Raw genomic sequence first — 21,081 nt, 5'->3', positions numbered from 1 at the left:
CCTGAAGGGGAGATCGGTGAACGGCGACAAGATATCTTGTTGCCGTTTTTGCATTAAGCGTCCCTTGCCTGGTCTCCAATAGCGATAAGTGCCCCTGCTTACAATGCTAAACACCATACCCGGGAACGACCAGTTTTAAACTTGTTTTTTAGTCATATAGCCTATGCAGTTTTTTGTAAATTGCATATTAATAAACTGAAACCCATGGGACAGATTGTAATTGTTGCTTATAAACCTAAACCGGGCAAACAGGAAGCACTAAAACAGTTAATGAAAACGCATCTGCCACGCCTTAAGCAAGAGAGGTTGGTAACCGATCGTGAATCCATCATTATGGAAGCTGCTGACGGCACTATCATAGAAGTTTTTGAATGGCTGAGTGCTGAAGCTATTGTAAGTGCTCATCATAATAAAGCAGTGCAGCAAATGTGGGGCGAATATGCAGAAGTTTGTGATTATGTGCCGTTGAATACTTTGAAGGAGGCAGGTGATATGTTTGCAGGCTTCAAGCCGGTTAATTAAAAGTATGGATGAGCTTATTTCTATCCCATCTGTAACCGCTCACTCTTCAACTTTTTCTGAACGTCCTGCTTATAGTTGCGACCGATAGGCAGTTCATGTCCGGCAACATCCATGCTATAGGCATAAAAAGAATCTATTTTGTTCAACGCAACTATAAACGACCGGTGGATGCGTACAAACCTGTTCTCAGGAAGCATTTCTTCGAGCAGGCTGATCTTTTGCCTGGTAATGTGGACGTGGTTATTTACGGCCACTACTTTAACATAATCGCGCAGGCTTTCTATCCATAAAATATCATTGATATTAACCTTAATTGTTTTGCGGTCTACTTTAAGATAAATGAACGTATGGGTATCACTTACAGGCTCTTCATGGGTAATCAGGAGTTTGCCCTTATGCTCGTTTAGCTGATAAATCTTGTCGACCGCCCGCAGGAAACGCTCAAAAGAGATAGGCTTTAAAAGGTAATCAACCGCGTTGAGCTCAAAACCATCAAGGGCGTATTCGCTGTAGGCGGTGGTGAAAATTACTTTAGGTGGGTTCTTGAGGCTTTTCAGCAGGTCGGTACCTTTTATTCCCGGCATCTGAATATCCAGGAACATCAGATCGATAGGTTTTTGTTGCAGCAGGCGAAACGCTTCAATGCCGTCATTACAGGTGGCGGTAACCTCCATCTCGCTGAAGCGCGCAAGGTAGTTTTTCAATACCTCAATGGCATGTGGTTCATCGTCGACTATAAGTGTGCGGATTTTCATGCGGTTACCATTTGTTGTGCAGCAGATTGTTTTATGATTTTCAGGTCGAGGTCAAGTGCCACAAAAAAGGTATCTTCTTCGTTCACGATTTTCAGCCGCGAGGTATGAGGGTACAGCAGGTTGAGCCTTTTGGTCACATTCTTTAGCCCGATATGCCCCGGCGTATAGCCTTCTTCAACAGGATGTTCGGGTTTGCTGTTGGCTACTTTTAACTTGAAGTGGTTTAGTGTAACGCTGATATCAATATTGATCCAGGTAGCGCCTACCTGCTCGCTGGTGCCATGTTTAAAGGCATTTTCGATAAAAGGTAAAATGAGCAGCGGGGCTATAGTTTTATCTTTCAAATTACCGGTAATGGTAAAGTTAATGTCGATGCGTTCTTCATAGCGTAGTTTTTCGAGCTTTACATATTGCTGCATCATAAATACTTCCTTCTCCAAAAGTACTTCGTTATCTGAGCATTCATAGAGCATATAGCGCAGCAGATCCGACAGGCCAATTATAGCCTGCGGCGATTTGGGCGAATTATTAAGACTTAACGAATAAAGGTTATTAAGTGTATTAAATAAAAAATGCGGATGTACCTGGGCTTTCAACGCGTTGAGTTCGGCTTCTAATGCCGCCTGCTTGCGCTCATACCACATTTTAAAAAGTTTAATAGCCAATACAAATCCGGTAAACAGGTTAGTCCCTTTAAATGAATTTACCAGGCTTTGCCCATCTGTTAATTGCTCAAAAAACGGACGTTGGGTGGAGGCGATATAACCGGCATCTGTTACGTGCATCACCCTGATCAGGTAAGGCGCAACAAAAAGGATTCCGATGGTACGGCTGATAAACATACATGCAAAAACAAGCGGTATCAGCATCATGAAAAACATCACATATCGTTTTTCAAAAACGTATTTGGGCACCAGCCAGTAAGCAATGGCATAGTAATAAGCTATTTGTATGGGCATGTACAAAAGGTTATTGCGTAAGGATACCCAAAAATTGGTCTGGAACGAATAAAGCGTCGTGATGAAAAACGATACAATTACCCAAAATATCACGTGCTGCCAAAAGCGCGGCAGCTTTATATTATTGAGCAGGAGATCGAAGCCGGTATTCATATAGCTAATTTACTGTAAAACAGTTTAATTGGACGGCTTTTAGGATAAAAGTGCGACAAACTGCAATCATTTGATGACGAACTACCTGGAGTAAGGCTGCTTCGGTACGTTTTTCAGGTTGGATGTTTATTTGTCGTATTAAAATGCGGTTAATCGTAACTGGCGGGTTGTGTGCCTATGCTATTTTCAAGCCATTTTACGAGCCCTTAATTTTAGTTTATATTAAAAATAACACCATGAAAAAGTTGATTATCACAGTTTGTATACTGGCATTTGCAGCAGCTGCGGTGCAGGCTCAAAATAAAATAACAAACGTACGCGGTTTTTGGGTAGTTGAACACAATATTAATTTGCCCCGCATGCAAACCATTAAGTTTTATAACGATAACAATAAGCTGATATACGAAGAAACAGTTTACAGCAAACTCAACATTAAAAAGAAAAAGACCCGCCTGGCGCTTGATCAGGTCCTTGACAGGTTGAATGAGCGCACCTCCTATGTTGAAAGTAAAAACCTGGTAATGCTGAGCCTTGATTTAAGGCATTAAGATATTTTTTAAATATACGTTTAAAAACCGGTGGTCAACGCGAGGTATGGCGCCGGTTTATTTTTAAGAAAATTCTTTTCCTTCCCGTCAGCGGGTAAGCTTCGGACGAAAGCGGGCAGAACAATGCCGGCCTGTGCTGCTGTTGGGGCATAGCAAGTTTTTGCAGAAGCGGGGACAACGAGCGAGCGAAGCAGGGCAAAATAATTGCAGCCCGTGGTTATGCCCGGTTTGCAGGGCAAAGGCCTTGAGCGCAAAGAAGCCTATCTGCTGACTTGATTTTTGGTTCTTTTTATCAAGAAAAAGAACAAAGCCAACCCGCGGCGAATGAGCGGGCCGATATCAGTTAACTACAACTAAATATCTTGCTTGCCTTGTAAGCCTAATCGTAGGATTAATACTCCAAATACTTCTCAACCCGTACTGCTACCAAATCTCCCTCGGCATATTTCCCGGTTTCTTCACTCAAAACCCGCAAGATGATATCTTCATGCTCAAGGATCAGATCCTCATAAAAACCTTTAAATAGCACCTGCTTAACAATCCAGCTCCTGGTAGCTGCTATTAATTTAATTTTGATCTGCTCGGGATAAACAACCGCATATTCTTTGGTTATGTCAATGCCGCAAAACCGGGCTTCATGAGCGGTTAGTACGTTGCAATTGGTGAGCAACTGGGCGGTGTAAAGAAATTTCGGGTGTTTGTACAGTGCCTTGGGATTGCCATGCTCAACAATTTCTCCTTTGTTTATAACAATGAGCTCATCTGCCATCGATAGTACTTCGGCCGGGTCATGGGATACCATGATCACCGTTAATCCGGTTTCTTTAACTATCTGCCTGATATCATGCTGCAGGCCTTCCCTGAACGAAGTATCAACCTGGTTAAAAGGTTCATCGAGCAATAATACCTGGGGATGGGTAACGATGGCGCGGGCAATGGCTACGCGTTGCTTTTCGCCACCGCTCAGGTCGGCCACCCGCTTATCAGCCATGTTGAACATATTGAGCTGTTTGAGCACCCTTTCAGTTTTCTCCTGTTTGGCTTTGAGATCTGTTGCCGGCAGCATAGCCGCCACATTATCCCAAACTTTGGCAAATAGGTTAAGATCATCGGTATGCTGGGTTACCATTTTCATGGCATCATGACCGGGAATCAGCTTTTCTTCGGGCCCCCAAATGCGTTCGCCTTTAAAGTAAACGGTGCCTTCATCGGGTGAGAGCAATCCATATAACAAGCGTAGTAAAGTACTTTTACCGCTGCCACTTTCGCCAATAATGGCGGTGATTTTGCCCGGCTCAATAATGAGCCCGGTTTTTTTTACACCGGCCTGCTGTTTTCCCGGGTATATTTTACTTATGGCAACTGCCTGCAAAAAAGGAATCTCTGACATCAGGGGCAAAGATAAACCGTTGATGGTTATGATTACGCTGATTGCGTTGATTTCTTTTTTGGGATTACACTGATCATTTTGGAGATGAGAGTTCGCTTGAAGATTATAATCATTTACAATCAAAAATAATCAGCGAAATCAACGTAATCACCTAAATCAGCGGTCAGAAGCCAAAAGTCAATCCGAATGAGAAGTTCCTTAACCCTTTTTGATCCGGGCTGTTTTCAAACATGTCGTTAAAGTAATACTTGGCGTATAAGCCCATAATGCCGTAACCCATGCGTACGAATACGCCTTTGCGCAGTTTGGCAAAATGATAGTCGTCGTTAAATTTTTGCTTGCCATTTTCCTCACTGATTTGTTTTACGCGGCCGTTAAGCAAGATGCCAATCTCCGGACCGGCAACTAACCTGAAATAATTCCCCCGGTCATCTTCATGGCTGCGGTAATAGAACGATAGCGGTATGCGAAGGTAGGTTGATGAAAAACGGTTTTTACTGAAGTGGATACTGTCCTGAACGTAGGTGAGCACCGGCGCGTTACGCTGTATGGTGATATCATTACGTAAGCGGATATGGGTCCAGTCGAAACCGCCGGATAGATAGATTTTGAAAGCACTGTTAAACCGGTAACCAAATTGCAGTACATCAAAACCAAAGTTGCTTGTTTTCCACTGGCGGTAGCTTAAAAATTTGTTTTTATCAGATAGGGTAAAGCTGCCATTGTCAATCAGCGTAGCAAAACCGAGGTCGATCCTTGAAAAGGTTACCCCAAACGAGAAGCCTGGTGCTTTATGGGCATGGTATACGGTATCGGGCTCATCGTTATTGATATTCACCTGGGTTACGTCATCGCCAAAGCCAAGTTTTACTTTAACATGCTTTTTATGCGTAGTAGTATCGGTGGTGTTTTGTGCAGAATCGGCAGGTGTGCTTTGAGCAAAACCAAAGCTTGCGGCAAGGCATATTGTGATGGTAAAAATAAGGCGTTTCATATGTTGTGGTATGTCTATCGTTCGCTAAGATATTATTTGTCTTTCTCTTTTTTTACTTTAATAAAGCCCAGGTTCAGGCCTGTAATAGTGGCATCGTCTTCATCGGTGTTACTGAATTCAATTACTTTGTCTTTACGTTTATCAACAGCGGCTATCACCACGTTAAAAATATCGCCAAGGCTGCGGATGCGGTGCTTTTTTACAGATTTTGCTATAGCAGGAACGGCATGCGGCGATACCTGGGCTATTAATACCGGCTGTGTGTTGCCGCTGGCAATGATGGTTGATTTCGGGCTGATCCTGGCTGCTGTATCCGGAGCTGCGGCGTTAACAACAGGATAATCCGCGGCAGGGGCATTTGCTAATAAGGGCTCGTCTGTATGGGCATCTACAGGCGGTTGGGCAGTGAGTATTGGCTGTTGTATGGATTGCGTCAAGTTAGTTTTTGTTTTGGTTTTATTAACGTGGGCCAAATTGTTAACAGGTGCTATAACCGGGTTAGCAGTAATTTTGTTTTGGGCAGGGGGCGGAGGTACCACAGGCTCAACTGTAACTGCAACGGGTTGTTTTACCGGTTGATGGGTTTTAACTATTTCTGTTGGATGGTCATTATGTTTCCCCCTTTGTTTAGGGATAAACAGGATACCTGCGGTAATCAGTAATATAACACCTGCTGCTGCGCTTAGCAAAGGCAATAATATTCCTTTACGTCTGCCGGCGTTTGATTCGGCGTTGATGCCCTGCCATACATGAGCCGACGGTTGTATTTCCAGGTCATCAAGCTTTTGTTGAAACAGCCTGTCCAGTTCCTTATCCTGCATATCCATAACTTTTGCCCTCCATTTTAGCAATCTGTTCTTTCAGTATTGTACGAGCCCTTGATAGCTGCGATTTAGAGGCACCCTCGGTAATGCCCACAATCTCCGCTATCTCTTTGTGCGAATAACCTTCCAGCGCGTAAAGGTTAAACACTATCCGGTAACCCGGTGCCAATTGCTGTATCATGCCCATCAGCACTTTTGCATCCAGGTTGGCCGCGGCTATTGGATTAACCGATGGCTCATGCCCTGCCTCGTCAATATCAATTACCTGCATCATTTTATGATGTTTGCGATAGTATTCAATTGAACTGTGAACCATGATGCGCCTAACCCAGCCCTCAAATGAACCATCGCCCCGGTAATCATCCATTTTGTGGAAGACCCTTATAAAACCATTCTGCAACATGTCTTCGGCCTCCATGCGGTCGGTGGCATAACGCATACATACCCCCAGCATTTTTGAAGCAAACTGCTTATAAAGCAGTTCCTGCGCCTTCCGCTCACCGGCCCGGCAGCGGTCTATCAGTTGGTGAATGGTATATTTAGGTTCCAAAAACATCATTTATAAGTAAGATGGCAGAGTGATGCAAATGGTTGCATGGGGATGTAAATATTTTGATGAATAGTTTAAGAAGATGAATGATGATGATTTGTTGTAACTTCGGTTTACAGCTTTTTGAGAAGCGCCAATAGATAAAATCATGGAATTAATCCTAAAATCAGATAACAAGCAAAGCATCGCGAAGATAATCGCTTTGGCTAAAGAGCTTAATGTTATTGTCGAAGAAAAAAGTACAGAAATTGAGGGTATAAGCCGTGAAGCGCTCAAAGAGCGGATTTTGAACTTCAAGGCTACTTCTGAGTCTTCATTTGGTGATCCTGTGCAATAGCAAAGAGCCCAAAGGGAAGATGGTGAATTAGATATATCTGCGATTTTAGAAAATCAAAAGAATCTGCTGGAATTAGAGGGGAAAATAAAATTGGATGATAAGGCTTTTCAATAGATGACAGCTGATTACTTCTTTTCCCGGTATCGCTTATAGATCTTAACCGCAATCATCAATATAACAGCCAATGATACCAAGCCAACAACACCAAAAATCCAATTCAAAGCGCTCTTAAGCACCACAAGGAAAACAATGGCGAACAGAAAAATGGTAGCAACTTCATTCCACAAGCGGAGCTGAATGGATGTCCATTTGAATACGCCGTTACGCATCTGTTTTATTTTATTTTGGCAGATGAAATGATAGATCACTAAAGCCACAACAAAAGTCAGCTTGATATGCATCCATCCAAATTGAAGCCAAATTGGCTTGAGGATAAGCATCGTTGCGCCCGCTGCTATAGTAAGGTACATTGAGGGGATAGTTATGATATTCCATAACTTGCGTTCAATGATTTCGAATTGTTTAGACAATATAGTACGATCCGGCTCGGGCTTATCCTGGGCTTCGGTATGATAAATAAATAAACGTACGCTATAAAATAACCCCGCCATCCAGCAGACCACAAAAATGATATGTATAGCTTTTACGTAATCGTACATGTCAATTAATACATGTCATTGCGAGGAACGAAGCAATCGCGAACTTTACAGAGCGACTTGCATAGTTCGGGATTGCCACGCTATCGCTCGCAATGACATGTTGGCTTTATTATTAGTTTCTGTATTCTTTTATCACTTCTACCGCGTACTTCACATTATCAAACGGGATATCAGGCATGATGCCATGGCCCAGGTTAAAGATGAAGCCGTTTTCGCCTTTCATTCGGTCGAACAGGCGGTAGATGCGTTCTTTAATTACTTTTTTATCGGCATAAAGGATATGCGGATCAAGGTTACCCTGTACTGCAATACCTGCCGGTAAACGTTTTTTGATATCTAACAGATCGACATTCCAATCGATAGAAATTACATCTGGCTTAGCCTCTGCCATTAGCGGTGCAAAAACCGAGCTGCCTTTACAGAAAGAAATCACCGGGATATCTTTACGGTTTAGTTTGCTGATGATCTCTGCAATATAACGGTGACTAAATTCTTTATAATCATCCCATGCCAAAGCCTGTGCCCAGCTATCAAAGATCTGTACTGCGTTTACGCCTGCAGCAATCTGCATGTTGAGGTAATCGGCCGTAACGGTGGCAATTTTTGATAACAGCTGATGGGCCATTTCCGGCTCATTGTGCAGCATCAATTTGGTACGTTTAAAATCTTTTGATGATCCGCCTTCAACCAAATAGCTCATTACGGTAAACGGCGCACCTGCAAAACCAATTAACGGGATGCGGCCGGCAAGGCGTTGCTGAATTACTTTAATGGCATCGACGACATATTGCAGCTTATCCAATACATCAGTTTGCAGGTTGTCTATATCGGCCTGTGTACGTACCGGATTGGCAAACAGCGGACCAACACCCGCGTTGAAACTCAGGTCGCCTCCCATGGCTTCACCCGTTACCAGGATATCTGAAAATAAAATGGCACCGTCAATCCCTAACAGGTCAACCGGTAGCATGGTAACATCGGCAGCGATCTCCGGTGTTTTACACATTTCGAGGAACGAGTATTTGTTTTTAATATCCCAATACTCTTTCATAAAGCGGCCTGCCTGCCTCATCATCCAAACCGGCGGGCGTTCTGTCTGCTCCGAAAATGCCGCTTTTATTAATAACGAATCTCTCATACTTTAGTTAGATGCAAGAGGTCAAGAATCAAGAACCAAGAAGAGAACGTCTCCCTTAATAATTCTTGCTTCCTGACTCCTGCCGTCTTATTTCTTATTTTCTTGTCTCTTGACTCTTTTTTCCTGGCTCTTCCCTGATCTCCTGCTGAAGGCGGCTTATCACTTCCCTCATTTTGGCAGTTATTTTTTCTTTATGTTTTTCAGTTAATTGCAGATAGGCCTGGGCTTTTTCAAAATTACCGCGCCTGATGCTGATATTGGCCACACTAACCAAAGCGGCTACGTGGTCGTTAACCGAACGCAAGGGGTATTGTGCCGCTATTTCATAGTGCATTTCTGCCCCTTCAAAATCCTGCCTTTGCAGGCATAAACCGCCGTATATAAACTCATAATATCCCCGGCGGTTTTTGCTGAGCCATTCGGGTTTCATGATCTCGTTTAACGAGGCAGCAGTTTTATCATAATCCTTTACATGAAAATGTTTGGATGCTACAACCAACGTACCCTGCCTGAAATAATCCCAAATAAGCAGGATGATCATCATAGCTGCAACTGCCGCAAGTTCATAAATATGAAAGTATACCAATATACCTAACGACAGCAGAAATATAAACGCAATGAATATACGTGTCCTGTTACTGAACATTAATGCTGGTTATCGGTAAATTTATAGCCAACGCCACGAATGGAGTGGAAATAAACCGGGTTTTTAGGATCTGGTTCAAAGTACTTACGGAAGGTTAGGATAAAATTGTCGATAGTACGGGTTGACGGATAAACGTCATAATTCCAAACGGTTTCCAGGATTTGCTCGCGCGATACGGCGTCATTACGGCGCTCAATCAACAATTTAAGCAGCATGGTTTCCTTTTTGGTAAGGGCGGTAATGGAGCCATCTTCGTTAACCAGCTCAAATGAGTTAAAATGGATGGTTTTATCACCTATTTTATAGCTGTTAAACTCTTTCAGGTCTTCGCCTTTTAAGCTGCGTTTTACCAGGTTGTTCACCCTTAAAATAAGCTCCTCGAGGTTAAACGGCTTGGTAAGATAATCATCAGCACCTTTTTTTAAGCCCGAAATCTTGTCCTCATTGGTGTTTTTAGCCGTAAGGAACATGATAGGTACTTCGGTATTTTCAAGCCTGATGGTTTCGGCGACAACAAAGCCGTCAATTTCGGGCATCATTACGTCCAGTATCACCAGGTTAAAACGTTCTTCCTTAAATAACTGTAAAGCTTTTTTGCCGTTTTTAGCCGGAGTTACCTTATAGCCTTCCAGCTCAAGGTTAAGCTTAATTGCTTCTAACAAATGCTCTTCGTCTTCGGCCAATAAAATCCTTTTTTTGTTTGGCATATTATTCATTGTCTTAATTTAGGTTAGTCCAAATGTAACTTCAAAAATACTACCAGCAGGGCGGTTATCTTTAACCCTGATGCTGGCCTGGTGTTTATCCAACACCTCCTTAACAATATAAAGGCCCAGTCCGGTGCCCTTTGTGTTACGGGTTTCTTCACTGCCTACGCGGTAAAAACGATCGAAAATCCGGGTTTTCTCCTCGTCGGCTATGCCGATACCATGATCAGATACCTGCAAATAAACTTTATCATCTTTCGAAAACAGCTTTACCCCAACAGATGAGCAGGGGCTTGAATATTTTACAGCGTTTTCTATTAAATTGGTTACTACCGATGTCAGGGCAAACTTATCGCCAACTATTTCAACCTTAGGCTCAATCTCGGCCTCGATGATCTGCTGGTTGCAATCGCATTTGGAAATCTGCAGACGGTTAACAATGCTGTCAACCAAAACCGAAAGGTTAAAGCTGGCCTTAGGGAAACTATATGAGCGGTTTTCGATCTTAGATGCAAGCAGCATATTCTCAACCATATCGTCCAGTCGCTCTACATCATTTAACGATTTTTCAATAAAATCAAGAAGCTGTTCTTTGGTGAGGTGACGTTTCTGGATGGTTTGCAGCAGGATCTTGATAGATGCCAGCGGCGACTTCAGCTCATGCGTTACCGAAAGCAGGAAGTTTTTTTTCTGCTCCTGTAACCTGCGTTCCTTATTGAACGAGCGGTGCAGGTTAATGGCGCCAATTAAAAATACGGCTACAAACATAGCCCCTTCGCCCAGAATCATACCGGTACGGCGCGGTTGCAGCGTAACCAGCATATAGCCCCACCATACCAGTTCGGCAACGGCATAGGTGATGAGCGCGTAAAAAATAACAAATGACTTCTTCATATCAGTTGGCAGTTATCAGTTTTCAGTTGGCAGTAGTTTGTCAGTTTGCAATGTTATATTAAGTGCAAACTGCCCGCCGGCAACTGCAAACTGGCTACTTAGAATTGAATACTAAATCCAAACTATCAAATATAGCACGTTTTGTTTTCTCCAGGTCTGTTTTGGTATGGGCTGATGATATAAAGCCAACCTCATAACCCGACGGACCTAAATAAATGCCCCTGTTCAACAATTCGCGGTGGAACTTTTTGAATTTTTCCATGCTTGACGAATCAATATCTTCGGCTTTACGAATATACTCTTTATCTGTAAAAGCAAACCAAAATATGGAGCCTATGCCAAACACCTTAAACTTATAATTGCGGGCGGTAGCAAAACGCTGAATGGCTTCTACGAACTCCTCTGTTTTATTGTTCAGGTCGCGGTAAAAGCCCATGCGTAAAAGCTCACTAAGCTGGGCGATACCGGCACCCATAGCAACTGGGTTACCCGATAGTGTGCCTGCCTGGTAAACCGAACCTTCCGGCGAGATATTGCTCATGATTGCTGCCGATGATCCATAAGCGCCAACCGGCATACCGCCACCGATAATTTTACCGTAAGTGATGATATCTGGTTTGATTTGGTAATAACCGGCAGCACCTTCAAAGCCAACGCGGAAACCGGAGATCACCTCATCAAATATCAGCATGGTGCCGTTTTGCGTACAGATGTCGCGCAGGTATTGCAGGTATTCTTTTTCCTGTAGCAGCAAACCGTTATTTGCCGGTACCGGCTCAATGATTACCGCGGCAATCTGGTCTTTAAATTCTTCAAAAGCTTTTGCCAAAGCTTCTTTATCGTTAAGTGCTACCACGATAGTTTCGTCGGCAACAGATTTAGGTACACCGGCAGATGAAGTTTCGCCGAAGGTAACCAGGCCCGAACCTGCTTTTACCAATAAAGCATCAGCATGGCCGTGATAGCAGCCTTCAAATTTCAGGATCTTATCGCGTTTGGTATAACCCCTTGCTAACCTGATGGCCGACATTACGGCTTCAGTACCTGAGCTTACAAAGCGGATTTTTTCAATAAACTTATTGTTTTTCAGGATCAGTTCGGCCAACTCATTTTCCAATGCGGTAGGTGCACCGAAGCTCATGCCGTTTTGCATTACCTCGATAACTTTTTCCCTTACTTTGGCATTGTTGTGACCAAGGATCAGTGGCCCCCATGAGCAGCAGTAATCGATAAATTCGTTACCGTCGGCATCCCAGATATGGCTCCCATCGCCCTTTTGAATAAACAGCGGCGTGCCATAAACAGATTTAAAAGCCCTTACCGGCGAGTTAACCCCACCCGGAAAATAGGTTTGCGCCTTAGCATACAATTCGGCCGATTTTTCACGACTGATATCGGGCTTGCCCGTAGTATTTACCGGTTCATCCTCTGCAGAAAACATCTTTTTTATTGAATCGAACATATATTGTTGAAATTCTAAACTCTGATTTTTGTTTAACCAGTACTACTTAATTCCTTGTAATTGGTTAATTGTAAGTAATCGGTATTAATTGTGCTTTTCGATTATGTTTATCACTGTGGGCGTTGCCTGCGGCCCGGGCTTTCCGTTGCAAGTCCTCGCTTTGCCATCCCTCAATCCCGCCCGCGCTGTGGGCTTTCCACTGCAATCCCTAACGCGGCCTGCGCACTAACCTCTAATCTCCAACCTCTAATCACTACCCTACAACCACTTATTCTCCAAAACCTCCTTGGCATGATAGGTTAAAATAGCAGTTGCACCGGCACGGCGGATGCTGGTAAGCACCTCGGTAATGGCACGCTGCTCGTTTAACCAGCCGCGTTGTATGGCGGCTTTGATCATGGCATATTCGCCGCTTACGTTGTAGGCTGCAACAGGTAACTCGGTATTATCTTTTATTAATTTAATAACATCCAGGTAGGGCAGGGCCGGTTTTACCATCAGGAAATCTGCGCCTTCCAGTTCGTCCAGTTCGGCTTCAATGAGGGCTTCGCGTTGATTGGCCGGGTTCATCTGGTAAGTTTTTTTATCGCCGAACTTAGGTGCCGAGTTCAATGCATCCCTGAACGGGCCATAAAATGCACTCGCATATTTAGCCGAGTATGACATGATCGATACGTTGGTAAAACCATTATCGTCAAGCACATTACGAATATAACCTACACGACCATCCATCATATCTGATGGCGCAATAATATCAGCACCTGACTGTGCATGAGCCAAAGCCATTTTGCCCAAAATGTCAAGCGTTTCGTCATTCAGGATCACGCCATTATCTACAATTCCATCGTGGCCATCGCTGCTGTAGGGATCCATAGCTACGTCGGTAATAACGCAGGCCTCAGGGAAGTTCTTTTTTACCTCGCGAATAGCACGCAGATACAAACTTTCATCGCGATAGCTTTCGGTAGCAAATTTGTCCTTCAGTTCCTCGGCGATGTTTGGGAACAGGTCGAAAGAGTTAAGCCCAAGTTTAAGGCAGCTTTCAATTTCGCGCAGCAGGTTATCAATTGAATAACGGAATATGCCCGGCATCGACGCCACTTCAGTTTTCTGGTTTACACCATCAATAATAAACAGCGGAAAAATCAGGTTAGCAGCGCTAACATGCGTTTCCTGCACCATCTGGCGGATCACTTCACTTTTTCGGTTCCTTCTTGGTCGTTGTAACATATTATGATCAATACTCAGGTTTCTATAGTTATCTTACCGCCTGCGAAGCACAAATTTATATAAACGTATACAATTATGTGGCTTTAAAAGACTTTAAAGGCAATTTATGGCGTAAGAATGATTTAAAGCGAGGTTTATATAGAATATATAATTATATTTGTATAGCCTAACTACTTGAGGAATAATGAAATACTTTAGATTATCACTGATAATTGCACCGCTGGTTTTTGCTATGCTGGGTTCATGTAAAAAAACGAGCGTCCCCCCTGTATCCACAAAATCTGTATCCCAAAAGGTTTTGGCTCAGGCCGGAGCTGACGTAACCATTACTTTACCACAGGATTCGGTTCAACTGACCGGAAAAAGTGGTAATGCTGCTGATGGGATAGCCGGATATTTGTGGAGCCAAATATCAGGGCCTGCAGAAGCTTTCCTTATAAATGAGGCTTCTGCATCGGCTAAAGCAAGACATCTTGTCGAAGGGAAGTATCAGTTCCAATTTATGGTGATTAATAAGGATGGTCTTACGGGTGTTGATACTGTTGAGGTAACAGTAAAGCCTTCGGATGTAATAACACTTGATCTTTCGCCAACCAACAATCCTTATGAAACCAATATCGGTTTGTACAACGGTACGGATGCCAGTAACCGAACCGCGATAGAGGAACCGCTTGCTGCCTGGACTATCGGTGGCTTGCCCATCACCGTACGTAATTTATTAAAATTTGATTTAAGCAGCATTCCGGCCAATGCCACTGTCATATCCGCGGAGCTCCGCTTATATTCTGATACTATACCTAAAAACGGTGATTTGGTACACGCAAACTTCGGTGCTGATAATTCTTTTGTAATACAGCAGGTAGCTGCCGATTGGGATATAACAAATGTTAGCTGGTTTAATCAGCCTGCAGGTTTAACGGCCAACCAGATTGTGGTGCCAAGTACTAACCAGCCCTTTCTAAATATGAATATAAACGTAAAAGATATAGTAAGTGTGATGATAAGCAATAAATCAAATTATGGATTTAAGCTCTCTCTCCAAAATGAAGTATTATACACCAGCCGGATATTTTGCTCAAGCTATTATTATGACAGCACAAGGCACCCCAGGTTGATTGTGAAATACGTTAAACATTGATTTTTTAATATTGTCCGTAGCCTTACCACCTACGGACAATATCTGTTTTTTAGCACCTGTTAGTTAGGCAGACTGTTCCAAAAACAGCTTCGGCTAAACCTACTTCGTCGGGCGAGTACGGTAAGGTATATCTGGTACCCATTTCATCAAATTTCTTACCGGTTGATTTACCTATAGCAATTACCTGTTGATTAGGTTCTAATAAATTATCCTGAAAATATGCCTCAACATTTGACGGGCTGGTAAACACAAGTATGTCTGCGCCTGTGGCTTCAACGTGCTGCTCTAACACCGTTTCGTAAACCGTGAGGTCAATTATTTTTGTATCTGCAGATAAACCTTGTTGTATGCTGCGTAAAGAACCTTCGGCACCAGGAAACAATACTTTTGAATGGTTGGCTATTGCCGCAAAATCAGCTGCTACATCGGTGGTATCGCCGCTTTCACCAACATAAGCAGCAAAATAGCCGTTTCGGCGCAAGGCATCTTCTGATCCTGTACCCATTACGCCAAATTTTATTTTAGATGGCAATTGCGGTTTCAGGGCGAAGAAATACTCAACAGCATTTTTGCTGCTAAAAAATATCCAGTTGATATCCCGTAAAATATATGGGTCAAGTTTGTTGATTACCGGCACGGTTCGAATTAACGAGCGGGCATCTATTGCTATGCCATGTTTTTTCATAGCTTTACGGAAATAACTCTGCTCTGAAAGATCACGGGTTATAAATACGCTTTGAGCCAGTTTACGATTGGCGTCAAACATAGATACTATTCTCTCGGCTAATCCATCAGTTGTATCTGATTTTACAAATAATCTGTCCGGAAATTCATCTCCATCGTTGGCTTTAGAGGTAAACACCTGGAAAAAGCCATCTTCCTTACGGCAATAACAACCTAAAGGTAAGTGGCAACCACCGCCAAATAATTTTAATACAGTACGTTCAACAGCCAGCTCTTCGGCTACATCGGTATGGTGTAATGCCTGCAGGGCTTCAAAAAGTTCATGATCGGTTTCGCGGATCTGGATAGCCAGCGCGCCCTGTGCCGGTGCCGGGATCATTTCAACCGGAGTTATTTCTTCCACATGAAACTCGCTCAGGTCGAGGCCTAAGCGGGTAACACCTGCTTTAGCCAGCATAATGGCATCATATTTTTCATCGCGCAGCTTACCGATACGGGTAGGCACGTTACCGCGAAGTTCTTCAATTTCAAGATCGGGACGGTGGGCCAGGAGCTGGGCTTTGCGCCGGTTTGACGAGGTGCCAACGATAGCACCATATTTAACAGATAGCTTTTGGTGCACATCAACGCAGTCTTTCAAGATCAACAACAGTTCAGCCGGGTCTTCCCGTTCTGAAACTGCTGCGATGATGAGTCCCGGAGGATTTTCGGTAGGCAGGTCCTTATGTGAGTGAACCGCTATATCAATAGTGCCGGATATTAACTCTTCTTCTAATTCTTTGGTAAAAAAGCCCTTACCTTCCAGCTTATCAAAGCTGAGGTTCAGGATCCGGTCGCCCTGGGTTTTAATGATCTTTAACTCGGCGGTAATATTAATGGCAGCAAGGCTGTCTTTAACGAAATTGGCCTGCCATAAAGCCAATTCACTGCCACGGGTTCCTATAATCAGTTTTCTGTCCAAAAGAATGAATGTTTGCAGCTGCAAATTTAAATTTTTATGCCGATGATAAGGTACATCAATATAATGAATTATTGTTAATTGCAACAAAATGACGGTAATGTGTACGATTAGAGCCATGTAAAACCAGCCAGGCTGGCAACCGGGCTGCAGGCCGGGAGGCTTGCGGCGGCGGCGATTTTATAATAGCAGCATTTGTGTAACAAACAGGCTGTCCCAATTTTTTGATTCCCGAAAAAAAATGAAAAGATCCCGGCGCTTCTTTTTCTTAAAAAATGGATATGTTCCATTTTTTAAGAGTGAAACAGTGAAACGGATTTTAGATGTTATCGATTGATAGTCAGTGCGTTAATGTTTTGTATAGAACGTTGTTAAATTATTGATAATCAGCATTTAAAACTTTATGGAATGGTTATTGGGTGTTTCACGGCTGTTGAAGATAAGGCTGATTTTTTAACCTTTTTTCCTATTTTTTTTCATTTTTTTAAGGTAAAACTGGTTGGTTGAATTTGATGCTGACAAAGTATTGCCACCAGTAGTTAAAGAATGTAATATTAGCTTTGTGCCCTTCTCTCTATATCTGACGAAGCGTAGCTTCGTCAGATAGCTATTGCAGGCGCATATAACAGATTTTAACTTCGGCCGGCTAATGAAAAGTGGAACATAACGCCGCGGAATCACAAACCTGACTTTGTATCCTCAAACAATAATGGTGACCCATATCCGCACAACCAAACGTCCGTTTTTATTACAATAATTGCCTCTTGTAAAATTGTAATCGCTATATTTCAGTAAGTTATAAAGTTGGAATAACCTTTGACGCAATTGGGCAACTTGACTGCATTCATTTTCCATATTACCCCTTATGATTTTGCATTTTTAGCAACGATATTTATCGGGCTGACTTTTAGCCTGCTCTTATGGTTTACCCCCAATATTAACCGCTCTGCAAATCGTTTTCTGGCCCTTGCTATGCTAACCATTGTTTTATGGATGGCCCGGGTGTTGGGAGAAAGCATTGGGCTGGGTACTTACTTCCCGCATTGGAGCCGGTTGCCGCTTCAATTTTCGCTGGCGCTGGGTCCGTTCATTTATTTTTATGTACTTAAGATAACCCGGCCGGGATATAAATTACGTGGTACGGATCTGCTGCACTTTATCCCCTTGTTGCTGCAACAGGGCATTTTTGTATTGGAGATTGGGCAAAGCATCAGCACCGGCGTAGCAACTTACCACACACCTGTCTTTCAGCAAACGGGCTTGGTACTCAATATGGCAGCATTCATTTCTGTAGTTGCCTATTTGTATATTTCTTTCAGGCTGATTGAAAGCTATTATCAACAGTTGAAATTCAATCAAGTAAATGACCGCTACCGCAACCAAATGCGCTGGCTGGTCCGGTTAATCAAAGCCTTTGGTTTTTTATGGTTATTATGGCTGCCATATGCCGTTGCAGATTTTTTTTATTTCCACCAACGGTTAGGAATCCAAGCGTACTATCCCTTGTATTTGCTGTTAGCGGGAATGATGATTTGGATAGCGGCGACTGTCCATTCAAAACCAGGAAGCACTATTATTGCGCAGGCTCCCGCGGTTTCGAGAACACCGGTTCCGGCAGTGCTGCGGCAAAAGGGGGCCTGGCTCAGGCGGGTTATGGAAGACAAGCGGTATTACGAGGACGCGGAGTTGAGTTTGACCTCGCTCGCTGACAAGCTTGGGCTCACAGTGCATGAATTATCCCGGATCATTAATATTGCTCTCAAAAAAAACTTTAACGATTTTATTAACGAATACCGCGTTGCGGAAGTAATCCGGAAAATGCAGGATCCTGCTTTTGCTCATATAACCCTGCTTGGCATAGCACTGGATTCCGGTTTTAACTCAAAATCATCCTTCAACCGCATTTTTAAACAAATAACCGGCAAAAGCCCGGCGGAATATAAAAATGAACCTCACAAAGAGTTCCCAGGTTATAACTTAAGACGACGTACTCAGTTTGCAAGGGTAATTTCGGACCATGAAGCCGCGATCATGTGGTCTTCCCGAAAATTAAACCGCAGCTATATGTTCAAAAATTATTTTAAGATCGCGTGGCGTAATATCACCCGTCACAAAAGTTACTCGGCCATTAATGTAGCCGGGCTGGCGGTGGGCATTGCGGCCTGCCTGCTGATATTTGTAGTTGTTCAATATGAGTTGAGCTTTGACACCTATCAACCCGGTTATAAAAGCACGTATCGCATTGTTACAAAAAAAGAGCGGGAAGGTAATATCAGGTATAGTGCCGGGATCTCAACGCCTGCGATAGATGCTTTTCGTCTTTATTTCCCACAGGCTACCATTGCAGGTATCAACGCCATTTATGGCAGCCAGATCGTAGCCCCGGCGGCTAACGGTAACCCCGCCGGCGATAAAAAATTTATAGAGAACACCGGCATCATGTTTGCCGAACCTCAGCTTTTCGATATTTTTTCAGCAACCTGGCTTGCCGGCAGTGCGTTAGCTTTAAAAGATCCTAACATGGTGGTGATTGATAAAAGCAGCGCCATAAAATATTTTGGTAACTGGCAAACGGCAGTAGGAAAAACGCTCAGGATGGATAACCTGCTGACGCTAAAAGTGGCGGGTGTGATACAGGATGTTCCCCCAAATACCGACCTGCCGCTCAAAGTGTTGATTTCGTACATCACCTGGAAGAAGAACCCCAAAAGCTACCATTACGCATATACCTGGGATGAAACCAGCAGCGACTGCCAGGTATATATAAAATTTCCTGCAAATGTATTGCAAAGCAGCATCGAAAGTCAAATGCTTAGTTTTTCCGAAAAACAATTTAATAGTGATAGTGAACGCGCTGCCAGGAAAAGATATGCTGTAGCGCAACCCTTATCGGCAATCCATTTTGACACCAGTTTTGGCGGCACGCTGGGCGATCATGTAACCAGCAAGTCCACGCTGCGTACCTTGTCGCTTATCGCGGTGCTGATCATCGTTATGGCATCCATCAATTTCATTAACCTTTCAACCGCGCAATCCGTTGGCCGCTCCAAAGAGGTAGGCATCCGCAAAGTGCTGGGCAGCAGCCGCGGGCAATTGGTAGGCCTGGTAATGTGCGAAACGGCCATTATCGTACTAATTTCGGCCGGCCTTGCAATTTGCATAGCCGAAATTGCTTTACCGTTACTCAAACATATCGCCAGCGTTCCGGATACCATTGGTTTGTTCAATCCCGGCATATTGCTTTGCCTGGCCTGTGTAATAGTTGCAGTGATACTGCTTTCAGGAGTATATCCGGCAATTATCGTATCGGGATTTAAACCTGTTGAGGCGTTGAAAAATAAGATTAATTCGGCAGCTGTTGGTGGTATATCGCTCCGCCGTGTGCTGGTAGTTACCCAGTTTACCATTTCACAGTTGCTGATTATCGGAACAGCTATCGCCGTTAAACAAATGGATTTTGTAAACAATGCCGACCTCGGGTTTAATAAAGAAGCCGTATTGGCCATACCATGCCCTGCCGATAGCATCGGTTTATCACGAATGAACAGCTTTAAACAGCAGGTGCTTACCTTGCAGGGTGTAAAGGCAGCCAGTTTTTCGGCTGACGCGCCATCGTCATCGCATAATAATTCAAGCAATTTCTACTTCAATCATTCAGATAAAGATCCTGGCTTTGATATTTTCATGAAAGTTGCCGACGCGGATTACTTTAAAACTTTTGGCCTCAGGTTTATAGCAGGCAAAAGCTATGAACCCAGCGATACCGCGCGCGAACTGGTGGTTAATGAAACTTTTATACGCAAATTGGGTATTAAACGTGCAAATGATGCTTTGGGCAAAACCCTTACCTTTGATAGTTACGGAAACCTGCCCATAGCAGGTGTTGTTGCCGACTTTAAAACAAACTCCATGCGCGAGGAAGTTAAACCGCTGGTGATGTTCCCCTCAAAACAATCGGAACAGCAAATAGCGGTAAAAATTGAAAGCCGGAGACTTGCAAAAACGGCAGCATTGGTGCAAAGTGCCTGGGAAAAGAAATATCCCGAATATGCCTACACCGGCTTTTTTGTTGACGATAGCATTGCCAAATTTTACGAACAGGAAAACCAGCTCGAACTGATCTATAAAGTATTTGCGCTCATCGCCATTTTTATCTCCTGCCTTGGCTTATACGGCCTGGTATCGTTTATGGCGGTACAGCGCACAAGAGAGGTAGGGATCCGAAAGATTTTAGGCGCATCAGTAAGCAGCATTGTGTACCTGTTTTCAAAGGAATTTTTAGCTCTTATCGTGGTGGCATTTATGATTGGCGCGCCCCTTGCCTGGTACCTGATGAACGGATGGCTGCAAACTTTCGCCTATCGTATTTCGCCGGGCTTATGGGTTTTTATGGCAGCCATTACAACTTCGTTATTGATAGGCTGGTTCACGGTAGGTTACAAAGCGTTAAAAGCCGCGCTGGCGAACCCTGTAAAAAGTTTGAGGACAGAATAATCAGGAAGATTATTGTGAGACTACCTTCTCATCAGGGTC

At 43.5% G+C, this 21,081-nt stretch carries 19 protein-coding genes; 5 read left to right on the top strand and 14 right to left on the bottom strand.

The genetic code is table 11. From position 1 onward, the window contains the following. The first annotated feature begins 204 nt into the window (after positions 1-204). On the top strand, positions 205-522 hold the full coding sequence (locus tag IEX80_RS15500; protein WP_176627947.1) for a hypothetical protein: 318 nt from the start codon (positions 205-207) through the stop codon (positions 520-522). Positions 523-542: 20 nt separating this feature from the next. Here the strand turns inward: IEX80_RS15500 and IEX80_RS15495 are convergent, their stop codons facing one another. After that, complete coding sequence (locus tag IEX80_RS15495; protein ID WP_090529123.1) at positions 543-1,277, bottom strand: LytR/AlgR family response regulator transcription factor; 735 nt, start codon at positions 1,275-1,277, stop codon at positions 543-545. Further along, positions 1,274-2,389, bottom strand: a complete 1,116-nt coding sequence (locus IEX80_RS15490) for a sensor histidine kinase (protein WP_112657849.1) — start codon at positions 2,387-2,389, stop codon at positions 1,274-1,276. The genes IEX80_RS15495 and IEX80_RS15490 overlap by 4 nt, the downstream gene beginning before the upstream one ends. Positions 2,390-2,625: 236 nt before the next feature. On the opposite strand from IEX80_RS15490, the gene IEX80_RS15485 reads away from it, so the two are divergent. After that, positions 2,626-2,937 (top strand): hypothetical protein, encoded by a 312-nt coding sequence (locus tag IEX80_RS15485; protein ID WP_188833399.1) that lies wholly within the window; start codon positions 2,626-2,628, stop codon positions 2,935-2,937. Between the two features lie 391 nt (positions 2,938-3,328). Here IEX80_RS15485 and IEX80_RS15480 read toward each other — a convergent pair whose 3' ends face one another. From IEX80_RS15480 to IEX80_RS15465, 4 genes are all read right to left on the bottom strand, one after another. Then, entirely contained in the window at positions 3,329-4,327 is a 999-nt protein-coding gene (locus IEX80_RS15480; protein WP_090529111.1) for an ABC transporter ATP-binding protein, read from the bottom strand. A gap of 163 nt (positions 4,328-4,490) precedes the next feature. After that, on the bottom strand, positions 4,491-5,321 hold the full coding sequence (locus IEX80_RS15475; RefSeq protein WP_188833398.1) for an outer membrane beta-barrel protein: 831 nt from the start codon (positions 5,319-5,321) through the stop codon (positions 4,491-4,493). A gap of 32 nt (positions 5,322-5,353) precedes the next feature. Further along, positions 5,354-6,148, bottom strand: a complete 795-nt coding sequence (locus IEX80_RS15470) for a hypothetical protein (protein ID WP_188833397.1) — start codon at positions 6,146-6,148, stop codon at positions 5,354-5,356. Beyond that, positions 6,132-6,701, bottom strand: coding sequence for an RNA polymerase sigma factor (locus tag IEX80_RS15465; protein ID WP_188833532.1), 570 nt, complete (start codon positions 6,699-6,701; stop codon positions 6,132-6,134). Before IEX80_RS15465 ends, IEX80_RS15470 begins: the two co-directional genes overlap by 17 nt. Before the next feature lie 142 nt (positions 6,702-6,843). Between IEX80_RS15465 and IEX80_RS15460 the strand changes: the two genes are divergently transcribed. Further along, positions 6,844-7,032 (top strand): hypothetical protein, encoded by a 189-nt coding sequence (locus IEX80_RS15460; RefSeq protein WP_188833396.1) that lies wholly within the window; start codon positions 6,844-6,846, stop codon positions 7,030-7,032. A 125-nt stretch (positions 7,033-7,157) separates the two neighbouring features. Here the strand turns inward: IEX80_RS15460 and hemJ are convergent, their stop codons facing one another. The 7 genes from hemJ to hemB all read right to left on the bottom strand — a co-directional run bounded on the left by hemJ (position 7,158) and on the right by hemB (position 13,768). Continuing rightward, complete coding sequence (gene hemJ / locus IEX80_RS15455) at positions 7,158-7,691, bottom strand: protoporphyrinogen oxidase HemJ (protein WP_188833395.1); 534 nt, start codon at positions 7,689-7,691, stop codon at positions 7,158-7,160. A 112-nt stretch (positions 7,692-7,803) separates the two neighbouring features. Continuing rightward, complete coding sequence (gene hemE, locus IEX80_RS15450; RefSeq protein ID WP_188833394.1) at positions 7,804-8,829, bottom strand: uroporphyrinogen decarboxylase; 1,026 nt, start codon at positions 8,827-8,829, stop codon at positions 7,804-7,806. A gap of 94 nt (positions 8,830-8,923) precedes the next feature. Continuing rightward, positions 8,924-9,475 carry a hypothetical protein gene (locus tag IEX80_RS15445; RefSeq protein WP_188833393.1) on the bottom strand — a complete coding sequence of 184 codons (552 nt, stop codon included), beginning with the start codon at positions 9,473-9,475 and terminating at the stop codon, positions 8,924-8,926. Continuing rightward, positions 9,475-10,182: a response regulator transcription factor gene (locus IEX80_RS15440; protein ID WP_090529686.1), complete on the bottom strand. Its 708-nt coding sequence runs from the start codon at positions 10,180-10,182 to the stop codon at positions 9,475-9,477. The genes IEX80_RS15445 and IEX80_RS15440 overlap by 1 nt, the downstream gene beginning before the upstream one ends. Positions 10,183-10,200: 18 nt before the next feature. Then, a complete protein-coding gene (locus IEX80_RS15435; RefSeq protein ID WP_090529091.1) occupies positions 10,201-11,076 on the bottom strand; it encodes a sensor histidine kinase in 876 nt (291 codons plus the stop codon). A 94-nt stretch (positions 11,077-11,170) separates the two neighbouring features. Further along, positions 11,171-12,538, bottom strand: coding sequence for a glutamate-1-semialdehyde 2,1-aminomutase (hemL, locus tag IEX80_RS15430; RefSeq protein WP_176627955.1), 1,368 nt, complete (start codon positions 12,536-12,538; stop codon positions 11,171-11,173). A 258-nt stretch (positions 12,539-12,796) separates the two neighbouring features. Then, a complete protein-coding gene (hemB, locus tag IEX80_RS15425; protein ID WP_188833392.1) occupies positions 12,797-13,768 on the bottom strand; it encodes a porphobilinogen synthase in 972 nt (323 codons plus the stop codon). 184 nt (positions 13,769-13,952) lie between these two features. On the opposite strand from hemB, the gene IEX80_RS15420 reads away from it, so the two are divergent. Beyond that, positions 13,953-14,906, top strand: a complete 954-nt coding sequence (locus IEX80_RS15420) for a PKD domain-containing protein (RefSeq protein ID WP_188833391.1) — start codon at positions 13,953-13,955, stop codon at positions 14,904-14,906. 49 nt (positions 14,907-14,955) lie between these two features. Here IEX80_RS15420 and hemC read toward each other — a convergent pair whose 3' ends face one another. Beyond that, complete coding sequence (gene hemC / locus IEX80_RS15415; RefSeq protein ID WP_090529683.1) at positions 14,956-16,551, bottom strand: hydroxymethylbilane synthase; 1,596 nt, start codon at positions 16,549-16,551, stop codon at positions 14,956-14,958. 831 nt (positions 16,552-17,382) lie between these two features. Between hemC and IEX80_RS15410 the strand changes: the two genes are divergently transcribed. Further along, positions 17,383-21,042, top strand: a complete 3,660-nt coding sequence (locus IEX80_RS15410) for an ABC transporter permease (protein WP_188833390.1) — start codon at positions 17,383-17,385, stop codon at positions 21,040-21,042. The last annotated feature ends 39 nt before the right edge of the window (positions 21,043-21,081 follow it).

The organism is Mucilaginibacter rubeus (assembly GCF_014643835.1).
Classification (GTDB): Bacteria; Bacteroidota; Bacteroidia; order Sphingobacteriales; family Sphingobacteriaceae; genus Mucilaginibacter; species Mucilaginibacter rubeus.
The sequence above is the reverse complement of the archived record's forward strand: the minus strand, read 5'-3'. Positions and strand labels throughout refer to the sequence as shown.